Annotated in this window: 19 protein-coding genes; 9 read left to right on the top strand and 10 right to left on the bottom strand. The window is 69.6% G+C overall.

Annotation, left to right across the window (positions count from 1 at the left end):
* The first annotated feature begins 16 nt into the window (after positions 1-16).
* Positions 17-1,468: a PLP-dependent aminotransferase family protein gene (locus D7Y15_RS11850; RefSeq protein WP_121752617.1), complete on the top strand. Its 1,452-nt coding sequence runs from the start codon at positions 17-19 to the stop codon at positions 1,466-1,468.
* On the opposite strand, the gene tam is transcribed toward D7Y15_RS11850, so the two are convergent.
* Entirely contained in the window at positions 1,449-2,219 is a 771-nt protein-coding gene (gene tam, locus D7Y15_RS11845) for a trans-aconitate 2-methyltransferase (RefSeq protein WP_121752628.1), read from the bottom strand. The two genes, D7Y15_RS11850 and tam, sit on opposite strands and share 20 nt — an antisense overlap.
* A 247-nt stretch (positions 2,220-2,466) precedes the next feature.
* Here tam and D7Y15_RS11840 point away from each other — a divergent pair, with 247 nt between their 5' ends.
* Entirely contained in the window at positions 2,467-5,997 is a 3,531-nt protein-coding gene (locus tag D7Y15_RS11840) for a VIT domain-containing protein (protein ID WP_233604904.1), read from the top strand.
* On the opposite strand, the gene D7Y15_RS11835 is transcribed toward D7Y15_RS11840, so the two are convergent.
* The 4 genes from D7Y15_RS11835 to D7Y15_RS11820 form a co-directional block, all read right to left on the bottom strand.
* Positions 5,989-7,068 carry an alpha/beta fold hydrolase gene (locus tag D7Y15_RS11835; RefSeq protein ID WP_121752615.1) on the bottom strand — a complete coding sequence of 360 codons (1,080 nt, stop codon included), beginning with the start codon at positions 7,066-7,068 and terminating at the stop codon, positions 5,989-5,991. The genes D7Y15_RS11840 and D7Y15_RS11835 overlap by 9 nt on opposite strands.
* Positions 7,069-7,169: 101 nt before the next feature.
* Positions 7,170-7,391, bottom strand: coding sequence for a hypothetical protein (locus tag D7Y15_RS11830; RefSeq protein ID WP_121752614.1), 222 nt, complete (start codon positions 7,389-7,391; stop codon positions 7,170-7,172).
* 57 nt (positions 7,392-7,448) lie between these two features.
* Positions 7,449-7,655, bottom strand: coding sequence for a hypothetical protein (locus D7Y15_RS11825; protein WP_126933772.1), 207 nt, complete (start codon positions 7,653-7,655; stop codon positions 7,449-7,451).
* 151 nt (positions 7,656-7,806) lie between these two features.
* Positions 7,807-8,952: a NosD domain-containing protein gene (locus D7Y15_RS11820; protein ID WP_126933773.1), complete on the bottom strand. Its 1,146-nt coding sequence runs from the start codon at positions 8,950-8,952 to the stop codon at positions 7,807-7,809.
* A 180-nt stretch (positions 8,953-9,132) separates the two neighbouring features.
* On the opposite strand from D7Y15_RS11820, the gene aac(3) reads away from it, so the two are divergent.
* The gene (gene aac(3) / locus D7Y15_RS11815; RefSeq protein WP_120575251.1) at positions 9,133-9,930 is read left to right on the top strand and encodes an aminoglycoside 3-N-acetyltransferase; all 798 of its coding nucleotides are present in this window, start codon (positions 9,133-9,135) and stop codon (positions 9,928-9,930) included.
* Positions 9,931-9,943: 13 nt separating this feature from the next.
* On the opposite strand, the gene D7Y15_RS11810 is transcribed toward aac(3), so the two are convergent.
* The gene (locus D7Y15_RS11810; RefSeq protein WP_233604903.1) at positions 9,944-10,804 is read right to left on the bottom strand and encodes a hypothetical protein; all 861 of its coding nucleotides are present in this window, start codon (positions 10,802-10,804) and stop codon (positions 9,944-9,946) included.
* A gap of 121 nt (positions 10,805-10,925) precedes the next feature.
* Positions 10,926-11,369 carry a putative immunity protein gene (locus D7Y15_RS11805; protein WP_121752613.1) on the bottom strand — a complete coding sequence of 148 codons (444 nt, stop codon included), beginning with the start codon at positions 11,367-11,369 and terminating at the stop codon, positions 10,926-10,928.
* A 101-nt stretch (positions 11,370-11,470) separates the two neighbouring features.
* Here D7Y15_RS11805 and D7Y15_RS11800 point away from each other — a divergent pair, with 101 nt between their 5' ends.
* Positions 11,471-12,481 carry a hypothetical protein gene (locus D7Y15_RS11800; RefSeq protein WP_121752612.1) on the top strand — a complete coding sequence of 337 codons (1,011 nt, stop codon included), beginning with the start codon at positions 11,471-11,473 and terminating at the stop codon, positions 12,479-12,481.
* A gap of 4 nt (positions 12,482-12,485) precedes the next feature.
* Here the strand turns inward: D7Y15_RS11800 and D7Y15_RS11795 are convergent, their stop codons facing one another.
* From D7Y15_RS11795 to D7Y15_RS11785, 3 genes are all read right to left on the bottom strand, one after another.
* Complete coding sequence (locus D7Y15_RS11795) at positions 12,486-13,850, bottom strand: sigma-54 dependent transcriptional regulator (protein WP_121752611.1); 1,365 nt, start codon at positions 13,848-13,850, stop codon at positions 12,486-12,488.
* Positions 13,847-15,196, bottom strand: coding sequence for a PAS domain-containing sensor histidine kinase (locus D7Y15_RS11790; RefSeq protein WP_126933774.1), 1,350 nt, complete (start codon positions 15,194-15,196; stop codon positions 13,847-13,849). The genes D7Y15_RS11795 and D7Y15_RS11790 overlap by 4 nt, the downstream gene beginning before the upstream one ends.
* A gap of 158 nt (positions 15,197-15,354) precedes the next feature.
* Positions 15,355-16,944, bottom strand: coding sequence for a hypothetical protein (locus D7Y15_RS11785; protein ID WP_233596711.1), 1,590 nt, complete (start codon positions 16,942-16,944; stop codon positions 15,355-15,357).
* Positions 16,945-17,307: 363 nt separating this feature from the next.
* Here D7Y15_RS11785 and D7Y15_RS11775 point away from each other — a divergent pair, with 363 nt between their 5' ends.
* The 5 genes from D7Y15_RS11775 (at position 17,308) to D7Y15_RS11755 (ending at position 23,940) form a co-directional block, all read left to right on the top strand.
* Positions 17,308-18,306: an HlyD family secretion protein gene (locus tag D7Y15_RS11775; protein WP_148712745.1), complete on the top strand. Its 999-nt coding sequence runs from the start codon at positions 17,308-17,310 to the stop codon at positions 18,304-18,306.
* Positions 18,303-19,229, top strand: coding sequence for an ABC transporter ATP-binding protein (locus tag D7Y15_RS11770; protein ID WP_120575259.1), 927 nt, complete (start codon positions 18,303-18,305; stop codon positions 19,227-19,229). The genes D7Y15_RS11775 and D7Y15_RS11770 overlap by 4 nt, the downstream gene beginning before the upstream one ends.
* Positions 19,226-20,362: an ABC transporter permease gene (locus D7Y15_RS11765; protein WP_121752608.1), complete on the top strand. Its 1,137-nt coding sequence runs from the start codon at positions 19,226-19,228 to the stop codon at positions 20,360-20,362. Before D7Y15_RS11770 ends, D7Y15_RS11765 begins: the two co-directional genes overlap by 4 nt.
* A gap of 248 nt (positions 20,363-20,610) precedes the next feature.
* On the top strand, positions 20,611-22,650 hold the full coding sequence (locus tag D7Y15_RS11760; protein WP_121752607.1) for a hypothetical protein: 2,040 nt from the start codon (positions 20,611-20,613) through the stop codon (positions 22,648-22,650).
* Positions 22,651-22,788: 138 nt separating this feature from the next.
* Positions 22,789-23,940, top strand: coding sequence for a M4 family metallopeptidase (locus tag D7Y15_RS11755; protein WP_120575262.1), 1,152 nt, complete (start codon positions 22,789-22,791; stop codon positions 23,938-23,940).
* Positions 23,941-23,956 lie beyond the last annotated feature (16 nt).

Raw genomic sequence — 23,956 nt, 5'->3', positions numbered from 1 at the left:
CGAAGGAGGACCCTGCATGGGCGCACGTGCGCATTCACTGAAGCTCTACGAGCGCGTGGCGGAGCGGCTGAAGGACGCCATCGCCGCGGGCACGCTCCGCCCTGGTGAGCGGCTGCCCTCCGTGCGGCAACTGAGCGCCCGTGAGCGGGTGAGCGTCTCCACCGTGCTCCAGGCCTACCTGCATCTGGAGTCCCAGGGGCTCATCGAGACGCGGCCCCAGTCCGGCCACTACGTGCGCGAACGGGAGCGGCTGCGCCTCGCCGAGCCTCCGGTGTCCCGGCCGCCCGCTTCCGCGACGCCTGTCACCGTCAGCGACCTGGTGTCGCATCTGTACCGGTCGTCACGCGAACCGCGCGTCGTGCAGCTGGGCACCGCGTGGCCGGCGCCGGAGCTGCTTCCGACCCGGCGCCTGTCCCGGGAGCTGGGATTGCTCGCGCGGGAGCGGCAGGCAGAGGGCGTGATGTACGACGTGCCTCCCGGTTCGAAGCTGCTGCGACAGCAGTTGGCGAAACGCTCGCTGGAGTGGGGCTGCGCGCTGGGCGCCGATGACTTCGTCACCACCAGCGGTGCCTCCGAAGCGGTGCACCTGTGTCTCGTCGCGGCCGCGCGCAAGGGCGACACCATCGCCATCGAGTCACCCGCCTACTACGGCACGCTGCTCGCCATCGAGTCGCTGGGCCTCAAGGCCCTGGAGATTTCCTGCCACCCACGCCATGGCATGGAGCTGGACGCACTGGAGTCCGCGCTGGAGCGGCGGCGCGTGGCCGCGGTGCTGGTGGTCCCCAGCTTCAGCAACCCGGTGGGCAGCTGCATGCCGGAAGCACACCGGCGCCGGCTGGTGGACCTGGTGACCGCGCACGACGTGCCGCTCATCGAAGACGACATCTACGGCGACCTGCACTTCGGTCCGGAGCGTCCCCGTCCCTGCAAGGCCTTCGATACGCGCGGGCAGGTGCTGCTGTGCGGTTCGTTCTCCAAGACGATCGCCCCGGGCTTCCGCGTGGGCTACGTGGCCCCAGGCCGGTTCCGGGAGCGCGTGGAGCTGCTCAAGTTCGCGCACACCGTGGCGTCGCCACTGCTGACCCAGGAGGCGGTCGCGCGCTTCCTGGAGAACGGCGGCTATGACAGACACCTGCGCGCCCTGCGCCGCAACCTGGCGTCGCAGGTGGAGCACGTGGCCCGCGCCGTCGCCGAGCATTTTCCCCCAGGCACGCGCGTGGCCCTGCCCTCGGGAGGGCTGCTGCTCTGGGTGCAGTTGCCTCCTTCGGTGGATGCCCACGAGCTCAACGCGCGAGCCCTGGAGACGGGCATCAGCATCGCGCCCGGCTCCATCTTCTCCGCGCGGCCGGACTCCTACCGGAACTTCATCCGGCTGAGCTGTGGCCAACCCTGGACGCCGCGCATCGAGGCCGCTGTCGCCACGCTGGGGAGCATCGCCTGCGGACTTGCTAGCGCGTCGCGACGATGAACAGCCGGGGGAAGGGCAGCAGGACCGTCCCGTCGGGCAGGGTCGGGTAGGCCCGTTCAATCCCTTCCTGATATCGGCCAAGGAAGTCGGTCTTCTCCTCCGCGTCGAGCGGGTCGAGGAAGGGCCGGAGTCCTGAGCCCTTGAACCACTCCACCACCGCGCCAGCGCCTCCGGTCAGCGGGTGGAAGTAGGTCGTGCGCCAGACGTCCACCGTGGCTCCGGCGTCGCGCAGCGTGCGGAAGTACCAGTCGGCATCGTGGCGCTCCGTCCGGGCGCTCGAGGCTCCCTTCAGCGTGTCCGCCCAGGGACCCGCGCTGGCGGTCTCCCGCATCAACCGGTGGGACGGCTCGTCCAGGTTGTCCGGCATCTGCACGGCGAGGCTTCCACCCGGCGCCAGCTTATGGAGGAGCGCCGGCATCAGGGTGGCGTGGTCCGGCACCCACTGCAGCACCGCATTCGCCAGGATGACGTCGTAGGGGCCCGGGTCGCTCCAGGTCGCGACGTCTCCCAGGTCGAACCGCACGTCCGGCAGGCGTTTGCGCGCCGCGGCGAGCATGTCCGGGGAGCTGTCCATTCCGGTGACGGCGGCCTTGGAGAAGCGGGTGCGCAGCAGCTCCGTGGAGTTGCCGGGGCCGCAGCCGATGTCCGCCGCGCGCTTCACGTCGGCCGTGGGAACCCGCGCGAGCAGGTCTTGGATGGGGCGGTTCCGTTCGTCCTCGAATCGCGTGTACTGCGCCGCTGACCAATCCATGGGCATCCCCTTTTTTGGGGAACCTACCGCGTCATGGCGGTGTCATGGGCTGGCCATGTCTTGGCGGGCATGAGCTCGCCACTCGCGGATGGGTTAGCGTTCAATCATGCGCATTTATCGTGTTTCCGCTGTCGTGTTGCTGATGGGGGTCCTCGCCTCGGGATGCAAACGGGACGCGGACGTTCCTTCTCCTCCCAAGGCCGCCGCCCCGGCTGAAACGCCAGCGCCCTTCCTCCAGGCGGGACTGGTGGCTCCCGCCACCGTCGCGGGACAACCGGACACGGGCGAGGTGGACCTCGCGGCGCTGCGCGACTCCGTGGCGGATCCGAAGGTGCTCTCCGAAGAGGAGGTCGCGGCGCTCTCGCCAACCGCCGCCCGTTCACCGAGGGACCTTGCTCGCGCGCGCGCCGCTGCTCCGCCGAGCTCGCACGCCCTCGAGGCCCCCGGGCTGGGGGAGGCGGAGGTGTTGGATGTCGCGACGAGCGGGGACGCGGAACGTCGCGAGATGAGGCCACGCGCGGAGCCTCCACGGCCCGCCGCCGCGCCCTCAGCGCGGGCTCCCGCCGAGCCGGAAGAGGATGGAGTCGAGGGCGGTGTGGCCGGGGGTGTCATCGGAGGTGTCGTGGGTGATCGGTTCGCGGCGCCAGCGCCCTCGGGCGCGCCCCCTCCTTCGGAGCAGCGCCGCCGTGAGATCATCCAGATCATCAAGGGCAGCGGTGGCGGTGGCGGTGGCAGATCCGCTAGCGGCTTCGGCTCCGGCTCTGGCGCGATGCCCGCGAAGAAGCTGGCCGCCAAGGAGGAGGCTCCGAAGCCCGTGCTGCCTCGTGTGGAGGCCGCGCCTCGCGCCGCCAAGGTGCTGGTGATGGGCGATGACGGCCGCTATCAGCCCCTCAAGACCCGCTCCGTTCGCGTCGTCACGTACATCCAGGGCTCCCGCGCGCGGACCGTGGTCGATCACCTCTTCGAAAACGACTCCGGCCGCAGCCTCGAAGGCACGTTCTATTACCCGCTGCCCGGCGGCGCGACGGTGGCGGGCTTCGCGCTGTACTCGGGGGCGGTGGCGGTGGACTCGCCCTCGCTGTTCCAGTCGTCGGACCTGCTGCCTCCCCTGGGCGATGACTCGACGGAGTCGGAGCGGCTCGTGGCCTCCGCGCCGCCCTCGGCCCGTGGCGCGAAGCGCTCCTGGGGCGACATCCAGGAGGCCCGCGTCGTGGAGCAGAAGCGCGCGCGGGAGGTGTATGAGGACGTCGTGCGCCGCAACGTGGACCCCGCGCTGCTCGAATGGTCGGGCGCGTCCACCTTCAGCGCCCGCGTCTTCCCCCTGCCTCCGAAGTCCCTCAAGCGCGTCGTCATCGCGTATGAGCAGACGCTCCTCTTCGACGGAACCCGCCTGCGCTACACGTGGCCGCTGCCTCCGGACGCGGGCAAGGAGTTGCGCGTCACCGCTCGCGTCCACGTGGATCCCCGTCAGGCGTCGGAGATCACCGTGCAGCCGGAGCCGGGCGCGAAGGGCCGCAAGGTAGAGGCCTGGCAGGTCTACGACTTCCCCAAGCTCGCCGGGGACGGCGCGCTGGGCGTGGCACTGACGCCTCGCGGAGAGGACGCGGACGTGCTGGTGGGCGCGGACGACGCGGGACTTCCGGGCCGTGCCTTCCACGCGCGGGTGCGGCTGCCGGAGCGGCTCACCTCCGGCGCGGAGGGGCCTCCCACGGGCCGCGCGGTGCTGGTGGTGGACACCTCGCTGTCCGCCGAGGACGGCAACGCCTGGGCCATCCAGGCGGCCACGCTGCGCGCCCTCCTGGAGAAGGACGCGACGTTGAAGGAGTACGCGGTGCTCCTCTTCGACGTGCGCCCGCGCTGGCTGCACGGGCCGGGCTTCCGCCCGAATGACGCGGCGAACCGCCAGGCCAGCTTCGCGGAGCTGGAGCGCGTCTTCCTGGAGGGCGCATCCCACGTGGACGGCGCGTTGGAGGAACTGGACCGGGCCGGGCGTGAGTGGCTCAAGCCCGTCGTCGCCGGAGAGCGCGTGACGGCCTTCCTGCTGTCCGACGGCAACATCACGTGGGGGCAGAGCCGCGTGGACGCGCTCCTCTCCCGGCACCCGTGCGTGGAGTCCCTGCGCTGGGTGACGTACCGCTTCGGCGAGGCTGCGGTGAACACGGAGCTCTTCGACGCGCTGGCTCGCTCCAGCGGCGGACGTGTCGTGACCGTCCTGTCCGCGGCGGAGGTGGATGCCGCCGCGAAGGCGCACCGCGCGGCGTCCGTGGTGCTGTCCCGCGTGTCGGTGGTGGGCGCGGACGTGAAGGACCTGGTGGTGGCGGGCCGGCCCCGGCTCGTCTTCCCCGGGCAGGAGTTGCAGGTGGCGGGGCGGCTGCCGGGCAAGGGCGAAGCGGCGCTGGAGGTGGTGACCCAGGCGGGCACCGGGTCCGAGCGCACGCTGCGCATTCCCCTGCCGGTGGACGAGGACAGCGCGTTCGCGCCCCGGGCGTGGGCGGAGCTCTTCGTGTCCCAGCTGGTGTCCCTGGATGATGAGCGATTGGACCGGATGATCGTGGCGCTCAGCCAGCACTACCGGCTGGCCAACGCCCGCGCGTCCATGCTCGTCCTGGAGTCCGAGGGCGACTACACGCGCTACGCCGTCCGCGACGAGCAGGTGGACCTGGCGAACCTGGAGTCGCTGCGGCGCAGGGAAGAGGACCAGCGCCGCGACAAGCTCCTGGGCATCGCGCTGGACGAAGTGCCCGCCGAAGGCCGCGCGGTGGTGGCCCGGCTCGCGGAGCAGAAGGGGATGCCCGCGCTCCTGCGGCGCCAGCCACTGAAGGACGCGCCCTACGCGGGCGGTGACGAGCGGCTCCAGGCCGAGGTGGCCTATCGCAAGGCGCGGCAGGAGAACCGGGACGACGTGATGATCTACGAGGCCGTGGCGCGCAGGCGTGCCTTCTCCGGGGACACCTGGGGCGCGGTGCGTGCGCTGTCGTCGCCCGTGGAGCTGCGGCCTCGCGACGCGGAGGCGCTGCGGTTGGTGGGGTACGGCCTGCTGGCGCTGGGGCAGTACCCGGCGGCGGCGGAGCTCTTCGAGCACGTGCGCCTCAGCCGTCCCTTCGAGGCGCAGGCCTTCCTGGAGGAGGCGCTCGCGCTGGACGCGGCCGGACGCTATTCGGAGGCCGCCCGGAACTACGAGATCGTCCTGGCGCGTCCCTGGAAGCGGCATGCCGAGGAGATGCGGACGGTGGCGAGCTTCCACTATGCCCGGATGCTGGCGGGACTGGAGCGGCAGCCCCGGCTCGCGGAGGTGGCCTCCGTGCTCAGGGCGCGCCGTGCCGGGCTGCGGGGGCCTGCCGGCGAGGGGATGTTCGCGGATGCCCGGCCCATCGACTACCAGCTCACCACGCACTGGAACTCGGACAGCACGGACATCGACCTGTGGGTCATCGAGCCGGACGGGGAGAAGTGCTTCTACCAGCACAAGGAGACGTCGCTGGGCGGGCAGCTGTACTGGGACATCACGGACGGCCTGGGGCCGGAGCTGTACCACGCACGGAAGGCGGCGCCGGGGCCCTACCACGTGCTGGTGCACTACTACGGCAACCGCTCGTCGCGGTACGTGGTGCCCACCGCGCTGCTGCTCGTGAGCGACCGGAACGTCTTCACGGCCGACGACATGGCCCAGCGGCGCTTCCAGGTGCGCATCCTGCCCAACACGAACGCGCGTCTGTTGTTGCGGCGCGAGGAGCTGGTGGCGTCGAAGGACCGCGTGACAGCGCAGCCCTCACCGTGAGGTCCGCTCGCGCGGGGACTCCTCCTGCATGAGGAGCCAGGTGGCGATGGCCTGCTCACAGGCCTCATGGTGGTCCAGGAAGGCGAAGTGCCCGCTGTCCACCTCGAACCAGGTCGCGCGCCTTCCCAGGCGCGTGGCCACGTTTCTGGCGATGCGCGCGGGCATCATCGTGTCGCGGGTGCCCTGCACGAGCAGGATGGGGACCCGTGGCGCTGATGCCCGCGCTTCGGCGCCGGAGATCAACACCAGCCCCCGCAACTCGATGCCAGCAGGCATGGCCCGTCCGCCGAGCACATGCGCTCCCACCGCGCCGATGGACAGCCCCGCCAGGTACACGCGGCGGATGCCCTGGCTCCGGAGCCAGACCAGGGTGCGTTCGAGCGTCCTCGCTCCGTCAGCGCTCCACCAGTCTCCCGCAGGACCGACGGAGGGACAGACGGTCCTCGCGGAGATGGCCCGTGCCGCCCGGGCCAGCTGCCAGCAATACACGGTGAAGTTGCCGGCGTAGCCATGGAGCATCACCACGGCCGTGTCGGGGCTCGGCTTCTCGGGCGTGATGACCACCGTGTCGAAGGCCTCCGGTGACTGGAGTCCCAGCCACGTGGAGATGGCGGGCGTCGCCACCAGCCCCTCCTCTTGGGCAAGCCGGTCGAACGCGGACTCCAGCGAGGGAATGAACTCCGCTGCGTCCGAGGCGGGAATCCTCCCCGTACGCCAGAGGACGTGGGCCGCGAGGAGCGTGCCGTCGCGCTCGTCCACCAGCCGGTTCAGGTAGCGCGTTCCCGGCGCAGGCAGCCGCTCGGTGCGCATTCTCGGACCATCCGCCCCCGCGAGCCGGACCGCCGCGACCGTGACGAGGAGCCCCAAGCCCGCGCGTGTCAGGCCACCCCGCGTCCGCCAGGGCTTCGTGAGGAGCCCCAGCGAAAGCACCACGCCCCCCAGCGCATAACCCCAGCCTGACGCCGACGCGCCGATGCAGGCCGCCAATACGAAGAGACCGACAGCGAGAGGGCCCACGAAGAGCCCGAGGACGAAGGCCGCCCTCGCGCGCGGATGCCTCGATGTGTTCATGCAGCGAGCATCGCCGCGGGCCCCGTCTGGAAGTCCTTCCCGTTGCCGAGCGGCTCCACGTCACGGGTGAGCGGTCGTTTTCCCACTCCGTCCAGGGGCCGCTATCGGCTCACGCCCGGGGACGGGCAGAACTCGTTACAGGTGAGGTACTCCCTCGCGCACTGCTGCTGCTCCTCCAGGTCTCCCTGCGCCGCGCGCATGCAGAGGCCGTAGAGCTGCCTGCAGGCGTCGTAACAGGACACCTCCTGCGCCTCGACGTCGGTTCCGCCACAGCCCGTCAGGAGGCCGGCGGCCAGGAGTCCGCCAAGGAGGGTCTTTCGCATGAGCTCCGCCGTCGTGCGGCGTGCCCCGACTCCGGCACGCCGCTTCGGCTCACGCCATCACGGGCACTGCGAGATGCAGAACGCGCGGTAGCTGTTGCAGTAGTAGGGGTCGCCGCCGCCAAAGTAACACTGGTAGTACTTCTGGTCGCACGCGTCGGTACAGGCGCTCGGGACCGCCATCTCGACAACGCGGTTGGCCTCCTCGGTGCTCATGGGCTCCATCTCCTCGGCGCCGCCGCAACCCGCAAGCAGTCCAACGGCCATCAGTCCGGCAATGATTGCCACGCGCATTCGCATCTCCTGGTCTTTGGGGGAATGGGTGCTGCTCCGCCAGGATAGCGCTGCCTTTCAAATCAGGACAATGGGCAGGCGTCTCCGGGAAAGCCTCGTGGTCCCCGGAGACCCCTTCAATGCCTTACGGGGTGCAGGCGACCCCTACGCAGCCGCCCGCTCCGTTGCCGCGCGCGACGTTGCCTCCTCCGTCAATGGCCGTGGGCGCGTGGATGCCCCAGCCCGTGTTGCCCTGGCAGACGTTGTTGGAGAGGGTGGGCGTGCTGCCCGGGAGCACGCGCAGGCCGTCCCCGCGGTTCGACAGGAAGCGGTTGTTGCGCACCGGGCCCTCCTGCGGGACGGGTTCGAAGTCCGGCAGGTTGGACAGCGTCAGCCCTCCTGCGTTGTCCCACCAGAGGTTGCCGCGCACGTCGAGCGTCTGGGCCGCCAGGCGCAGTCCCTCGCCATTGTTCATGACCCACGTGTTGCGCATCTGGAAGTCGAACGCCTGCCAGTCGGGACTCTCGGGCGTCCCGAACGCGGTGTTGTTCGCGAGGATGGAGTTTTCGAACACCAATTCGTAGCAGTTGTCGAAGCGGCCGTTGCTCCACGTCAGTTCCGCCACGGAAGCGTTCTCCGTGAACGTGCTCGACCGGATGAGGACATTGCCGGAGTAGCAGAACAGGGCGGTCTGGTTCGCCGTGAAGGTCGAACCGGAGATGCGGGTGTCGTGAAAGTCCACGAACAACACGAGCCCGTTTCCAGTGAACAGGGATCCTCGGATGTCGATGGAGCCGGACGTCGCGTCGAACTCACTGCTGAACCCCACCACGCTCCCACTCACCCTCGAATCCGTCAGCAGGAACCCTCCACCGCCGTTCGTGTGGAAGATGGCGATCCTGTTGTCGACGAGCGCGACCTGATGCAGGTGCACGGTGGCGTTGTACTCGTAGCCCCGGTTGAAGCCTCGGATGGTGCCGTTGCGCACGGTGCTGTCGCTTTCGGCCGAGATGCCCACCGTGTCGCCCGGCTCGCTCCCGGCCCGGCGCACGGTGTGGCCTCCCAGGTCGAGCACGACGCCCGGCGCGGCGATCCGCAGGGCGGGAATGGGCGTGCCCGCACAGATGAGGTCGCGCGTGAGCCGCGTGTTCCTCGTCAGGACTTCTCCGCAGCGGACGGCGCGGGCCTCGAAGGCCTCCGACTTCTCCTGGGTGCTGGCCTTCGCGGTGGTGGCCGCGAGGAGCAGCAGCGCCAGGGGCCACGTCACCATCCCATCCCGAATTCTTCCCATGCTGCTTCCCCCTCGCCGGAGGCCATCCGCCCCCGAGCGGGGAGGCTGCTCACACCACCTCATGCCCCCCAGTCCGTCTGTCGGTGTCAGGCGATTGCGCGGAGACGCACAGACCTACAGCGCCCCACGGGGCGGGGCGGTTGCTATCCTCCAGAGCCCTGCGACAGGAAGGATGGAGCCATGACGACCCCTGCCACCCGGACCGGCTTGAGGGATTCATTGCGGCGGTTGGGCGTGGAGGAGGGCGACGTCGTGATGGTCCATGCCGGTCTCCGGAGCCTCGGTCCCGTGTTGGGTGGGGTGAACACCGCGGTGCAGGCGCTGCAAGACGCAGTGGGCCGCCGGGGCACGCTCATGGCCTACCTGGACTGGGAGATGGGCGTGGAGCCGGAGGACTTCGAGGACGCGCGCCTGCGCGACGAAATCCCCACCTTCGACAAGCGCACCGCGAGAGCCAGCCGCGACCACGGCATCCTCGCGGAGACGCTCAGGACCTGGCCCGGCGCGGTCCGCAGTGACCATCCGGACGCGGGCATGGTCGCCATCGGCCCGCGGGCGGAGTGGCTCTGCGCGGACCACTCCTTCCTCTATGGCTATGGCCTCGAATCGCCGCTGGCCCGGCTGGTGGAGGCGGAGGGCAAGGTGCTGATGCTCGGGGCTCCGCTGGAGACGCTCACGATTCTGCACCACGCGGAGCACCTGGCGGACCTCCCGGGCAAGCGCGTGGTCCGCTACCAGCGGCCGCTCCAGGTCGACGGCGAGCGGCGCTGGGTGGACTTCGAGGAGTTCGATACCAGCGAGCCGGTGACCGACGCACTTCGCGCGTCCAGCGTGGACCCCTTCACGCGCATTGGAGAGCAATGCCTCGCGGAGGGAATCGGCCGCTCCGGAAGCATTGCCCAGGCCGTGTCACATCTCTTCGACGCCCGCGGGCTGCTGCGCCGGGGCGTCGCATGGTTGGAGGCGTACCCTCGCTGAACGGCGCCGTGACTCAAGGACAGCCGGAGCTGACCTCGAGCGCGTCATAGGCCATCCAGCCGTTGCGGCGGGTGCTGGTGGCGGCGATGACGTAGCCGTAGATGAACTTCATGGTGCCGGACTGCTGACGGTAGCGCCCCGCGCTGTCCAACACCCAGAGCGGGATGTCGATGGAGGGGGCGCCCGAGTTCGTCGGCACGTCCAGGCGCTGGAACTTCGTGCCGGCGGGGAAGTGGTCCACCGCGACGCCGCCCAGGCCGAAGCCCGGCACGTTGAAGGTGAGGTTCGCCGAGCGCAGACCATTGGCGCGCACGAGCGGCAGATAGTCTCCCGCGCGCTCGTTGGACGACGTCGTGTCGTAGACCACCTTCTTCACTTCGAGCGCCGGGTCGTGCGAGTTGCGCACGGCGTAGCACGCCATCTTGCTCAGCCCGGAGCTCAGGGCGGAGACGTGGCCGACCTTGTCCTCGAAGGAGGTGCGGCCGAGGATGGCGGACATGGGCAGCCAGCCGGAGCTGGAGTTGGACGTTGACGTCGCGAACGCGTGCAGCTCGCCGGCGAACGTGCGCGTCTGGCCGTAATTGAAGAGGGAGCTCGTCCGGGTGGACGTGCCCACCACGGTGCCGTTGCCGTCGCGGATGGGCACGCCCGTGGTGATGCCCCAGGCGTCATTGTCGTCCGGGTCATTGGTCTGCACGCGGTTGCCGCCGGAGGGCCGCAGCTTGCAGTTGTACGGGCTCTCCTCGCACACCGTCCCGTTCACGCCGGAGAAGGCCGCCTGCCGCGTGGTGGACAGGTCCTCCGCCGCGACTGATTCACCCTCGAAGGCCTCGCCGCCACAGGCGACGGAGGCCAGCACCACCGTGCACAACATTGGCTTTCTGAAGTTCATGGTAAAAATGGAAAACGGATTTTGCTGGTTTTGTCAAATAGCGCGGCCGAGCCAATGCCGGGTGGGCGGCATGGGCGGGATGCGTCGCGCACGCGCAGTGCGTTCAGCGATTGTTCCGGGCAGGAAGCGCCAGGGCGTGGAGGTGCTCCGGCAGTTGCTGGCGCTGCCAGGCGCGTTCCCGGGCGGTGGCTTCGGCGGCGTCCGAAACTTCGGCCGCGTCATGGGCGGCCGCGGTGGCCGCGAAGGTGGCGGCCTGTGCCGCGTGGCTGGCGACGTGGGCGGTGGCGGCGGCGTGTCCAGCGGCGCGGGCCGCGGCGCATGCAGCGGCGTGTGAGGTGGCATCCGAGGCAGCGGCGTGCGCGGCGAAGCCGGCGACGATTGCGTCGGTGATCATCAGGTGTCCCTGCTGCCACGCGCGTACTGCTTCGATGGCCTGGCGGGGACGGTGGTCCTCCGGGAACTCCTGTTCGAAGAAGGGGAGGACGCGCTCGGCGCAGTCGGCGGCCCAACGGGCCAGGCACTCGTGGTCGGACCTGTCGAGCTCCATGCTCCGCCCCTCCCTGCGTCACACTCCTTGCGTATTCACTGTCATTCCAGCCTCGCAGGTCAATGTGTGGCTAGAATCTCTTCCATGGTCAGGAACGCGTGGTGGATCGCGGTGCTGGTGGGCTGGCTGGCGGTGCCGGCAACCGGGTGGGCCTGTTCATGTACTTTTATCACGCAGGGACTTCCCGGTTCGCTAGAGGGGCTCGGGATCAGGCCGGGTTCATCTACCTGGGGCGGGTCCGTGACTCAGAGGGCCGGTCCGAACGCTTCGCCACCGTGGACGTCCTGGAGGCGTTCAAGGGCAGCGTCAAGGCGGGTGATGTGTTGCAGCTCCCTTACGGGTGGAGCGGTGACTGCGTCCTGAACCTGCCTGGGGGCCAGACATGGTTGCTCTATGCCGACAAGAGCAGCCCGGAGGCGGTCTGGATGTGCACGCGGAGCCGCAGGGTTCTTTCGTCGGATGACAGCGAACTGACCTGGCTCCGCACGGGCGTCCTTCCGCCGGTGCCCGTGTCGCTCCAGCGTGAGACCGTGAGCTGCGAGGCGTGTGACATCGAGGCGGTTGGAGGGCGTCTGTTGGCTCCTCCGCAGATGCCTCCCGCCACACCTGCTGCTCATGCGGAAGCGGAGGCGCTATGGAAGAAGGGCCAACCGTTCTTCACGGCCGAATACGCGGAGCATCTGATGATGTTCGGGGTGTCGCGGGAGGGCCGCGCGTTCGAGTTGACCGAAGTCTCTGGATCGTTCGGAGTGCAGAAGGCTTGCGAGCGGCGGGTCGAACTCCGCTGGTGCAAGCGATTGGAACTCCGTCAGAGGACGCCACGGTTTTCTGCCTTCCACTGTGTCGACCCTGGCGAGCCACAGGAGGCTTGCGACGAGCGTCGGAGCCGGAAGTCGGAGTGGTTTCCGATGGAGCGCCTGCCGGCCAGGGCGTGCATTTGGTTCAATCCCTCCGCTCCCTCGTGTGAGTTGGCCGAAGGCCGCTTCCCCTTTCCATCAGGCGCCCCGCCGTTGCCTGTCCTCGCCTGCCATCCCTGGACACCAGGAGCCCGCTCCGGCAGCTACTCCTGTGAGGTGAAGACGGCGCCGGAGCCCGTACCGCCAGAGCCGTGAGTCTTCATTGCTCGGGCTCCTCGCCTTCGTTGAGGAGGCCATGCTTGCGGAGCTTGTCGTGCAGCGTCGCACGGCCGATGCCCAGCGCCTTCGCGGCCTCCGTGCGCTGGCCCTTGGACGCCAAGAGCGCCGCGAGGATGAGCTCACGCTCGTGTGCATCCAGTTTCTCGCGCAGGGTGGTGCCGGTGTTGGCCTGGGACGTGGGCGTGCTGGCGCCTCCGGGCAACAACTCCAGGTCCAGGGTTCCGTCGGCGGACAGCACCACGGCGCTCTCCAGGGCGTTCTCCAACTCGCGCACGTTGCCGGGCCAGGGGTGGGCCGTGAGACGCTCCAGGAGGGCGGGCGTCAGGGGCACCGGTGGCATGTGGAAGCGCTCGGTGTGGCGGGCGAGGAAGTGTCTTGCGAGCGCGGCGATGTCCTCCGGGCGGCTTCGCAGCGGGGGCACCTGGAGCGTCACGACCTTGAGGCGATAGTAGAGGTCCTCGCGGAAGCGGCCCTCCGCCACGCGCTGGGGCAGGTCGCGGTGGGTGGCGGCCAGGACGCGGACATCCACCGGGAAGGAGCGGTCTTCTCCCACGGGCCGGACTTCGCCCTCCTGCAAGACGCGCAGGAGCTTCGCCTGGAGGGGCAGGGCGAGCTCTCCCACTTCGTCCAGGAGCAGGGTTCCTCCGGAGGCCTCGCGGAAGAGACCGGGCCGGGCTCGCACGGCGCCGGTGAACGCGCCCCTCGCATGTCCGAAGAGCTCCGCCTCCGCGAGCTCCGGCGTGAGGGCGGCGCAGTTGAAGCGCACGTAGGACTTGTCCGCGCGCGGAGAGGCTCGCACCAGTGCCTCGGCGACGCGCTCCTTGCCGGTGCCGCTCTCTCCCGTGATGAGCACGGTGACGTCTCGAGGGCCCACGCGCTGGATGAGCAGGGCCAGCCGCGCCATCGACGGTGAAACGAAGACCAGCGAGCGCAGCAGGTTCACTTCTCCGGACAGCCGCTCGTTCTCCGCCTCCAGCCGGACCATCCCGAGCGCCCGGCGCACGACGGCCAGCACGTCGTCCACGTCGAAGGGTTTGCGGAAGTAGTCCAGCGCGCCCAGCTTCATGGCCTCCACGGCGTGGCGTTCCGAGCCGTGCGCGGTGATGAGGATGACGCGGGGCGCACTCGGTCGCGCGGCGACGCGGCGGAGCAGCTCCATGCCATCCACGCGTGGCATGCGCAGGTCGCTGAGCACCAGGTCCACGGGCGGCTCCTGCTGCAGGCGCGCGAGCGCGGCCTCGCCGTCCACCGCTTCTTCCACGGTGAGCCCGTCATCCTCCAGCAAGCCGCGCAGCGTGTAGCGCACGCCCGCGTCGTCATCCGCCACCAGCACGCGGGCCTTCATGGCAGGGCCTCCTGTCGCTGTGTTTCGACCGGCTTGGGCGTGGCCGGGAGGCTCAGCTCCGCCACGCAGCCTCCGCCCTCACGGGCGCGCAGGCTCAACTCTCCGCCGTGCTGGCGCATCAGGGCTCGCGACAGGGCCAGGCCCAGGCCGGAGCCGTGGGGCTTCGTGGTGATACCCGGCTCGAAGACGCGCTCGCGCACCTCCGCCGCGAGCCCGGGACCCCGGTCCCTCACCTCCACGCGGCCGCCACCTTCCGGGGCCGTCCAGGCCTGGAGCTCCACCGTGGTGCCCCGAGGCGCGGCGTCCAGCGCGTTCTGCACCACGTCGATCAACACCTGGCGCACCTTGCGTGCGTCGCACCAAGCCTCCACCGGCGGCCCTTCCGCGACCCTCAATGCCACGCCTCGTTCTCCCGCCATGCCCTCGTGCAGCTCCGCCACCTGCCGGCACAGGCCATCCAGCTGCATGTGCGCTTCATTGAGCGGGAGCAGCGGCCGGGAGAAGTTGAGGAACCCTTCGAGGATCTCCTGCATCCGGTCCACCTCCCGGCGCAGCACCGCGAGCCGCTCCGCGGGCCGGCCCTCCACCTCGCGGGCAATCATCGCGGCCAGGCCCTTCACGCTCGCCAGCGGGTTCTTCAATTCGTGGGCAATCTCTCCCGACAGCGTGGTGAGCGAGCGCACCCGTTCCTCGTGCGCGCTCAGTGCCTCATCCCGCGCATCCAGCGCCGTGCGGACCATGCCGCGGTACGTGCGCCGCAGATGGATGCCGATGAAGTTCGTCCACATGACGAGGAACACCGTCACCGCGAGCATCGTCAGGAGCAGCGCATTGTTGTGTCCCGCGCGCGGGCCTCCACCGAAGAGCACGGGCACCAGGTCATCTACCGCGCCCGTCAACGTCACCGCCGCCTGCACGCCCACCAGCGCGAGCAGGTAGCCCGCCCACCTTCGAGCCCGCGCGGGCGTGAAGAGGATGGCCGTGGCCAGGGACGCCGGCAGCACCAGGGGAATGAGCGGGCTCTCCAGTCCTCCCAGCGACAGGTTCATCACCGTGAAGAGGGGGAACGCCACGGTCGGCAGCAGCCTGCCCGGCTCATGCGACACCACGGCTTGACGCCGCCACACCACGATGGCCCCCACCCCCGCCACCACGAGCGTCAACGCCAACGCCACACACCAACGGCGCCATGCGGCCGTGTCCCCGATGAGCCCCAGCGACACCATCACCACCGGCAGGGGACTCAGGAACGACAGCACCTTCGTCACCTGCCGGAACATCCGCGAGAACGCCTCGCGTTGGACCTGCTCGACTCCGGCGGACGTGGGCGGGGGTAGGGAATGCAAGGCGCGTCCTCCTGGACCGTGGGCGCTACCCTATGCCCAAGCAAGGCGGATGCCCCAGCCCGTGTGCCCTGGGGCCTCTTCCTCACTGCCCCCTTCGTGTTCGGAGACCCGGCACCGGGCGTCGGAAATCCGAACACTCCCGGTGCCGAGGACGGCCTCTACTTCCGGATGCGCAGCGTGACGGAGGTGAACACCTCGACGCTCTTCCCGCCCTCCTGGACGAAGCTGCTCGTGTAGCCCACCGGCTTGAGGAAGAGGCCGCTCGCTTCGTGCTCATTGACGGATTTGGGACCGAACCGCGCCATCTGCATCGTGCCCATGGCCATGCCCGTGCAGCCCACGCACTTGGGGGCCCGGTACGCGAACACCGTGCCGCCCTCGATTTGATTCGTGCCATTGAGGCGCGGCTTCGGGACGGCGATGAACAGCCGCTGATCGGTGCCAGGAATCTCCCAGACCGCGCCCAGCGGGAGGCTGCTGGTGCTGTCCGCGTTGGTGCCCACCGGACGGAGGGTCACCTCGGTGGAGCCACTGCTGTCGATGGCCGGGTTGATGCCGACGAGCTCCTCCTTCTTCGTCCACCCCAGCCAGTGAAGCTGCGGGAGGTTGTAGTTGTCCGACGCGAAGGTGCTCATGAAGCTGCTCGAGTCCGCGGACGAGCGGACCTGGCCGGTGGAGGGGTCTCGCACGTTGCTGTGCGCGAGGCCGAGGACGTGCCCGATCTCGTGGGCATAGTCCCGCGCCAGGGTGCCCTTGAGGAAGACGCTGCGCGAGCCGGCGTTCGAGGTGGAGCACATCCCGCCGGGCAGCACGAAGACCGTGAGGAACGCGCTCGAGTTGGCCTTCTGGCGGGCCTGGTTCTTCGCGGTGGTGCAGTTGCTGCTCGTCACCTGCACGGTCTGGGAGCCAGTGAACTCCAGGCTCACCTGGCCGCGAGACGCGACGGCGAAGTCGCGGTACACACCCCGGATGGTGTTCTGGATGGTGCTGAGGGCGGGCGTCGTCCTGCCATCCAGGGTGATGCGGACGACCTTGACGGTGTGCTTCGTGTTGATGGCGCCCAGTCTGCTGACGCCGTTGTAGTTCCTGACGCAGGTCGACTCATTGCCAGCGCAGTCATAGCGGTGCGCCGAAGGGAGCACCTCGACGTCCTGGACGCGGAACGAACGCACCTGGTCGTTCGCGCTCGCGCCGCTCCCGAACGAGGTCTCACAGAGGTTCGTGTCGGTGTCGACCGTGACCGAGTCGCCGGTGCAGTCCCCAGCGGCATGGAGCGTCACGGCCTTGCCGATGGGCACGTCGACGAAGGAGGCGCCCGCGGCCTGCGGGAGGGTGTGGCAGCCGTTGGATGCGGCTTCCTGAATCACCTGGGAGACACCGTTACAGCTTTCACGCACGCGGACGAGCGGCGCGCGCGGGGCGATGAGCTGCTCGCGCAGCACGGTCCAGTTGGCCGCCGTGCAGTTCTCGGCCTGCACCTCATCCAGGAAGAGGCCGTCCTCGAGCTCCGCGTGCTCGTAGGTCTGGCACGTCTCCCACAGCTCGCTCCAGTGTGCCCAGTCGCAGGTCCCCGCGCCGACATACGTCTCGACGCACGCGAGCGACGCCGCGAGCTCCGGGGAGACGACCGCCTGCCGGGTGGTCGCCCCGCCGGGCTGTTCGTGCGCGGGCGGCTCCCAGTCCTCACCCTGACACCCTGACACCAGTGCGCCGAACAGCATCACGCCCATCATGGACAGCTTCCGCATACCTCTCCCTCGCAGCCAATGGCCGCATGACACCGCGAAACATGTGCAGTGGATGAAAAGGCTCTTTACACGACTCTCCTGTAAATCATGGACAATCCGCATGGTATGTTTTGACGCGCTGTGCGTCTGGCATTCCGGCGACCCGGCGTCCGGCGCCGGAACTCCGAACAGGTGAAGGCCCTGCCCCCGGGGGCTCCCCTGTCGTTCAGTGTTGGCACGCCGGGTGCTCAAGGTGACGCCAGGACACGGGTTCAGGACCTGCCCGTGAGCTGGACGCGGACCCCCGGGCGAGGCAGGCGTAGCGTGGACCCGCCGCGCTCGGGGGGCGCTCCAATCGCGGCGAGGCCGCGCCAGGAGGCACGGGTGTCGGGACCGGGCAGGAAGAGGAAACACTCGAAGCGGGGCATCGTCGCGGGGGCGGTGCTGGTCGCCGTCATCGTCAGCGGCATCCTGTGGCTGCGGCGGCCGGCCCAGGAGCCGCCGCCACGCTTCACCGGCTTCGTCGTCAGCGACAACGTCTACCTGTCCTCGCCGGTGGCCGGCATGGTGGCGTCCGTGGCGGTGGTGCGCGGACAGCGCGTGGAGGTGGGCACGCCGCTGTTCCGCATGGAGCCCACGTCGCTGACTGCGCGGGCCGACCAGGCGCGGGCGCAGGTGGGGCAGATCGAAGCTCAGTTGCTCGCACGCCAGTCGGACGTGGCCCGGGCGCGTGCCTCGCTCGCCGCCGCGCAGGCGGAAGCGGACCGCGCGGACGCGGACCTGGCCCGGCTCGTCGCTGTCGAGAAGTCCGTGGAGGGCGCCGTGGCGCCCCAGCAATTGGACCTGCTGCGCGCGACGGCGACGCGCGCTCATGCCCAGCGAGACGCGGCCCGCACGGACGTGGCGGCGGCGGGCGCGCAGCTGGAGGTCGTCCGCGCACAACTCGCCAGCGGGCGCGCGGGCGTCACCGCAGCGGAGCAGCAGGTCGTGGAGCTGGCGCCTGTGTCTCCCGTCGTGGGCCGGGTGGAGGACGTCCTCTTCCAGCAGGGCGAGTGGGCCATGCCCAACGCCCCCGTCGTCAGCATCATCCCGGACGCGCAGCTGAAGGTGCGCTTCTACGTGCCGCAGGGGAGGGTGGCGTCCTTTCCGCCAGGCACCACGGTGGCCATCGCCTGCGACGGCTGCGACACCGGGATGACGGCGCGCGTGGACTACGTCGCGCCGCGCCCTGAGTACACGCCGCCCATCATCTACAGCCTGGAGACGCGGCAGAAGCTGGTGTTCCTGCTGGAGGCGGTGCCCTCCGCGCCCACGCGCCTCCTGCCCGGGCAGCCCATCGACGTGACACCCCTGAAGCAGGCACCCGTGGAGGCGGACCGATGAACGAGCGGGCCATCGACGTGCGCGGGCTCAACAAGTCCTTTGGCGACCGGCACGTCGTGCGGGACGTCTCCATCGCCGTGGATGCCGGACGCATCACCGGCTTCCTGGGCCCCAACGGCTCCGGCAAGACGACGACGCTGCGGCTGCTGTGCGGGCTGCTCACGCCCGACAGCGGCGAGGGCACCGTGCTGGGCCTGGACTTCCGTGCCCGGGGCGACGCCATCAAGCGCCAGACGGGCTACATGACGCAGAAGTTCTCCCTCTACGAAGACATGACGCTGGAGGAGAACCTTGCCTTCGTCGCGCGCGTCCACGGTCTGGACCAACGGCGCGAGCGGGTGGAGGACACGCTCCACCGGCTGGGCCTCTTCGACCGGAGAGACCAGCTGGCGGGCGCGCTCTCCGGCGGCTGGAAGCAGCGCCTGGCCCTGGCCGCCGCGACGCTGCACGAGCCCCGCCTGCTGCTCCTGGACGAGCCCACCGCGGGCGTGGACCCCAAGGCCCGCCGTGAGTTCTGGGACGAAATCCACACGCTCGCCGCGGGCGGGCTCACGGTGCTGGTGTCCACGCACTACATGGACGAGGCGGAGCGCTGCCACGACATCGGCTACATCCTGTATGGGCGCCTCATCGCGCGGGGCACGGCGGACGCGCTCATCCGCGACTCCGGGCTGGTGACGTTCCTGGGGGAAGGGCCGGGCATCGACCGCGCGGCGCACCTGCTGGCCCAGGCGGACGGCGTGCTCAGCGCCTCCGCGTTCGGCGCCGCCGTGCACGTCAGCGGGCTGAAGCGAGAAGCCCTGGAGGCCGCGCTCGTCCCCTGGCGCAAGGAACCCTTCCGGTGGAGCGAGGTGACGCCCTCCCTGGAGGACGTCTTCATCCAACTCATGGGTCGCGAGCGCGACGAACGGTACACGTCATGACGGGTTCGCTTCCGCGCATCCTGGCCGTGCTGCTCAAGGAGTTCACGCAGCTGCGGCGCGACCGCATCACCTACGCGATGATCCTCGTCATGCCGGTGATGCAACTGCTCATCTTCGGCTACGCCATCAACATGGACCCCCGGCACCTGCCCGCCGCGGTGCTGTCCCACGACACCAGCACCCTGGCGAACTCCGTCGTCGCCGCGCTGGAGCGCACTGGCTACGTGGACGTGCGCTACCTGCCGCGCTCCGACGAGGAGTTGGATCAGCTCATCCGCAGGGGACAGGTGATGCTCGGCATCACCATCCCCCCGGACTTCAGCAGGCGGGTGCTCAAGGGCGAGCGCGCTCAAATCCTCGCGGAGGCGGACGCATCCGATCCGCAGGCAGCGGCGGGGGCGCTCGCCGCGGTGAGCGTGCTGCCCACGGAGGCGCTGCGGAACGAACGGCTGGGGCTGGGGGCGCCCCGGTCCACCGCGCCCGCCTTCGAGGTGGTGGTGCACCGGCGCTACAATCCGGAGAGCCGCTCCCCGTTCCACATCGTGCCGGGTCTGCTGGGCATCATCCTGTCCATGACGCTGGTGATGATGACCGCCATGGCCGTCACCCGCGAGCGAGAGCGCGGCACCATGGAGACGCTGCTGTCCACGCCCGCCACCCCGGCGGAGATCATGGTGGGCAAGCTCACGCCGTACGTCGTCGTGGGGTTGGTGCAGACCGTCGTCGTGCTGGGCATGGCGCGAGGGTTGTTCTCGGTGCCCATGGCGCGCACGCCCGCGGGGTGGCTGGCATTGGTGTGCGGCATCGTGCTGTTCATCGTGGGCAACCTGTCGCTGGGCTACCTCATCTCCACCGTGGCGCGCAGCCAGCTCCAGGCGATGCAGATGTCCATGTTCTACATGCTGCCGTCCATCTTCCTCTCCGGCTTCGCCTTCCCCTTCCTGGGCCTGCCGCCGTGGGCGCGGGTGCTGGGCGAAATCATCCCCGTCACGCACTTCCTGCGCATCGTCCGGGGCGCGCTGCTCAAGGACCAGGTGCTCGCGGACATGGGGAACGACCTGCTGGCACTGGGCCTGTTCGTGCTCGCGGTGGCCGGCGCGGCACTCGCGAGGTCACGCACGACCTTGGATTGATTGACGCCACACGTCGAGCATGACGCAGCCGCGAAAGGAGGGTGCTTGGACGTCCGGACGATCCAACCGGACCGCCGTTTGCAACCTTACTTCCGCACCGGAGCCACGTTTCACGTGGTTTCGCGGGGTTCAGTCCCGCCTCCGGTCTGGAGATGCCCATGTCCCGTGACGACTCCTTCGCGGTAGGTGCGGTGCGGACTTCGCGCCTGCAGGATGCGCCGCGTTCAAGCTCCCATCGGTGGGGGAGGGTGACCCTCCCCTTCGTGCTCCTCTGCGTGGCGACCTTCGCCGCCGGCTGTGGGGACGATGATGACAACTGCGTTCCCAGGACGTGCGAGTCGCGGGGCTTCAACTGTGGCGACACGACGGATGGCTGTGGCCACGATCTCGACTGCGGCACCTGCGCGACGCCCGCTACCTGTGGCGGCGGTGGCGAGGCCAATGTCTGTGGTTGCCCCGACATCAAGACGGCGTGCAGCCCCGGGGTCGAGTGCGGCACCGAGCCGGATGGCTGCGGTGGCACCGTCTCCTGCGGGACGTGCGCGGCGCCGGAGGTGTGCGGCGGACGCGGCGTGGAGCAGACGTGTGGCATCCCCGCCGCGAACCGCGAGTGCAGTGATGGCTGGTGCTGGGAGTATCCACTGCCCCATGGCTACAGCTTCAAGGGCGCGCACTTCAGCGCGGCCAATGACGGCTGGGCCGTGGGCGAGGACGGCTTCATCCAGCACTGGGACGGAACGCGCTGGACGCGCGTGGCCAGTGGGACGCTGACGTCGCTGAGCGACGTGCACGCCCTCTCCGCGACGAACGTGTGGATGGTGGGCGCGGGCGGCACCGTGCTCCACTCCACGACGGGCAGTGCTTTCTCTGCCGTGAGCTCCGGGACGACGCGCGACCTGAACTCCGTGTGGGCCTCCGGTCCGGGCGACATCTGGGCCGTGGGCGCCAACGGCACCGTGCGGCGCGACCAGGGCAGCGGCTTCCAGGGCGTGGACGTGTCCACGACGAAGAACCTCAATGGCGTGTGGGGCAGCGGGCCTTCGGATGTCTGGATGGTGGGGCAGTCCGGGACGCTGCGCCGGTACGACGGCAATGCGGTCTCCGGCATCGACGCGGGCACCACGGACATCGACTTCCATCAGGTGACGGGCACCGGTCCGAACGACGTCTGGACCGTCGCCTCGGATGACCCCTGCATCTTCTGTGACGACTACGGCCAGGTGTTCCGCACCACGCCCGCGGGCATCGAGCAGTCCCTGCGCTCGTCGGATCAACTGTTCTACGTGTACGCCGCGTCGCCCTCGCTGGTGCTGTCGGGTGGAGAGGACTTCGGCTACGTCTACAACGGCACGAAGTGGACGGACACGGACGAGGACGCCGTGGGGCCCATCACCGGCAGCGGGCCTGACAACGTGTGGTCCTTCGGTTCGGGCGGGCAGATGCAGAAGTGGAGCGGGCAGGCGTGGATCTCCCAGACTCCGCTGCGCACCTTGAGGGTGGCGCGGGCCATCCATGGCACGGGGCCGTCGGACGTGTGGGCGGTGGGTGACCCGGGCCGCGTGCTGCACTGGAACGGCGGCGGCTGGATCGAGCCGCAGCTGGACTTCTCCCCCGTCGACGACGTGACGGGCGTCTACGCGGCCTCCTCGACAGACGTCTGGGTGACGTCCTCCTTCCATGACCGCATCTACCGGTTCGACGGAGCCCGCTTCATCACGCAGTACACCGCGGAGTCGTCGCTGGCGCTGAACGCCATTCACGGCGTATCCGCGGCGGACATCTGGGCGGTGGGCGCGTCCGGCCAAGCCGTCCATTTCGACGGCACCACCTGGACGCGGAAGCCCACGGAGGTTCAGGCGACGCTCAACGCTGTCTGGGTGCAGGGGCCCTCGCTGGCCCTCGCGGTAGGCGACGCCGGCACCATCCTGCGCTGGGACGGCACCGCCTGGAGCACGATGACCTCCGGAACCAACAAGGCCCTGAAAGCCGTGTGGGGCAGCGGGCCGGCGGACGTCTGGGCGGCGGGCGCGGAAGGCACGCTGCTGCGCTACAACGGCGCCCTCTGGCTCCCCGTGGCCAGCGGCACCTCGTCCCAGCTCAACGGGCTGATGGGGCGCTCCGCCAACGAGGTCTGGGCGGTGGGCGACAACGGCACGCTGCTTCGCTTCGATGGCGGCAAGTGGAACGCGGAGACCACCGGCACCCGCCGCGTCCTCCGGGGCGTGTGGGCGCCGTCTTCGTCGGAGCTGTGGCTGGTGGGGGACACGGCCGTCCTTCACAAGCCTTGACGCCACGCGAGCAGGCTTGAGCGCGAGGCGCCGCATGGGTTCCCTGTCGACCGGGGAGCCCATGCCGCGCCGTGTCCCGAGCACGGCCTGCCGTCATCACCATCGTCTTCTGGTACCCACTTCAGAAGGAGATTGGTGATGTGCTGCAACACCCGAATCTGGCATTCCCACCACTGCATCCTGCCGCCGTACGTCAGCCGGCAGATTGCGCAGAACGGCTCACCGCAGCAGCGCGCGAGGGCCCTGCGGACGCTCTCCATCGACAACACCCTGCGCGCCATCCGCCTGTCGAGCAGCGGTGCGCCCCAGGCGGCGAAGCGCCTCATCCCCGCCCCCATGGTCGTGGAGAGCCAGAAGCTCCGCACCATCTACGACGTGAAGAACACCGAAGCCCTTCCGGGAACGGTGGCCCGCAAGGAGGGCGATGCCGACGTCAGCGACCAGGCGGTCGACGAAGCCTATGTCGGCCTGGGCGCGACCTACGACCTCTACTGGGACGTCTACGGGCGCAACTCCATTGATGGCAACGGCATGCCGCTGAACGGTCACGTCCACTATGGCAGTGGCTACGACAACGCCTTCTGGGACGGCGAGCGCATGGTGTTCGGCGACGGCGACGGGGAGCTGTTCAACCGCTTCACCATCTCGGTGGACGTCATCGGGCACGAACTGGCCCACGGCGTGACGGAACACGAGGGCCCTCTTGCCTACTTCTCCCAGGCGGGCGCGCTCAACGAGCACATGTCGGACTGCTTCGGCTCGCTCGTGAAGCAGCGCCTGTTGAACCAGACGGCGGAGCAGGCCGACTGGCTCATCGGCGCGGGGCTCCTCACGGACAAGGTCCAGGGCAAGTCGCTGCGCTCCATGAAGGACCCCGGCACCGCGTTCGATGATCCGGTGCTCGGCAAGGATCCGCAGCCGGCCCTCATGAAGGACTTCGTGAACACGTGGGAGGACAACGGCGGCGTGCACATCAACTCTGGCATCCCCAACAAGGCCTTCTGCGTCGCGGCCACCAACCTGAAGGGCTACGCGTGGGAGAAGGCCGGCCTCATCTGGCTGGAGACGCTGCGCGACCCCCGGCTGAAGCCCAACGCCTCGTTCCTCTCCTTCGCCCGGCTCACCGTGACGGCGGCCGTCCGCCTCTACGGCAGCGGTGACGAGGAGCAGATCGTGCGCGACGCCTGGAACCAGGTGGGCATCAAGGTCTCCAAGGAGCGGGCGGGCGCGCCGGCCTGGACGCCGCAGGTGCCGAAGCAGGCCGCGCAGCCGGTGCAGCGCAAGCACTAGGCCCTGGGGTCGACGG

The sequence above is a fragment of the Corallococcus sp. AB030 genome, assembly GCF_003668965.1.
Taxonomy (GTDB): domain Bacteria; phylum Myxococcota; class Myxococcia; order Myxococcales; family Myxococcaceae; genus Corallococcus; species Corallococcus exiguus.
Note: the sequence above shows the minus strand (reverse complement) of the source record. Positions and strands in the feature narration are given on the sequence as shown.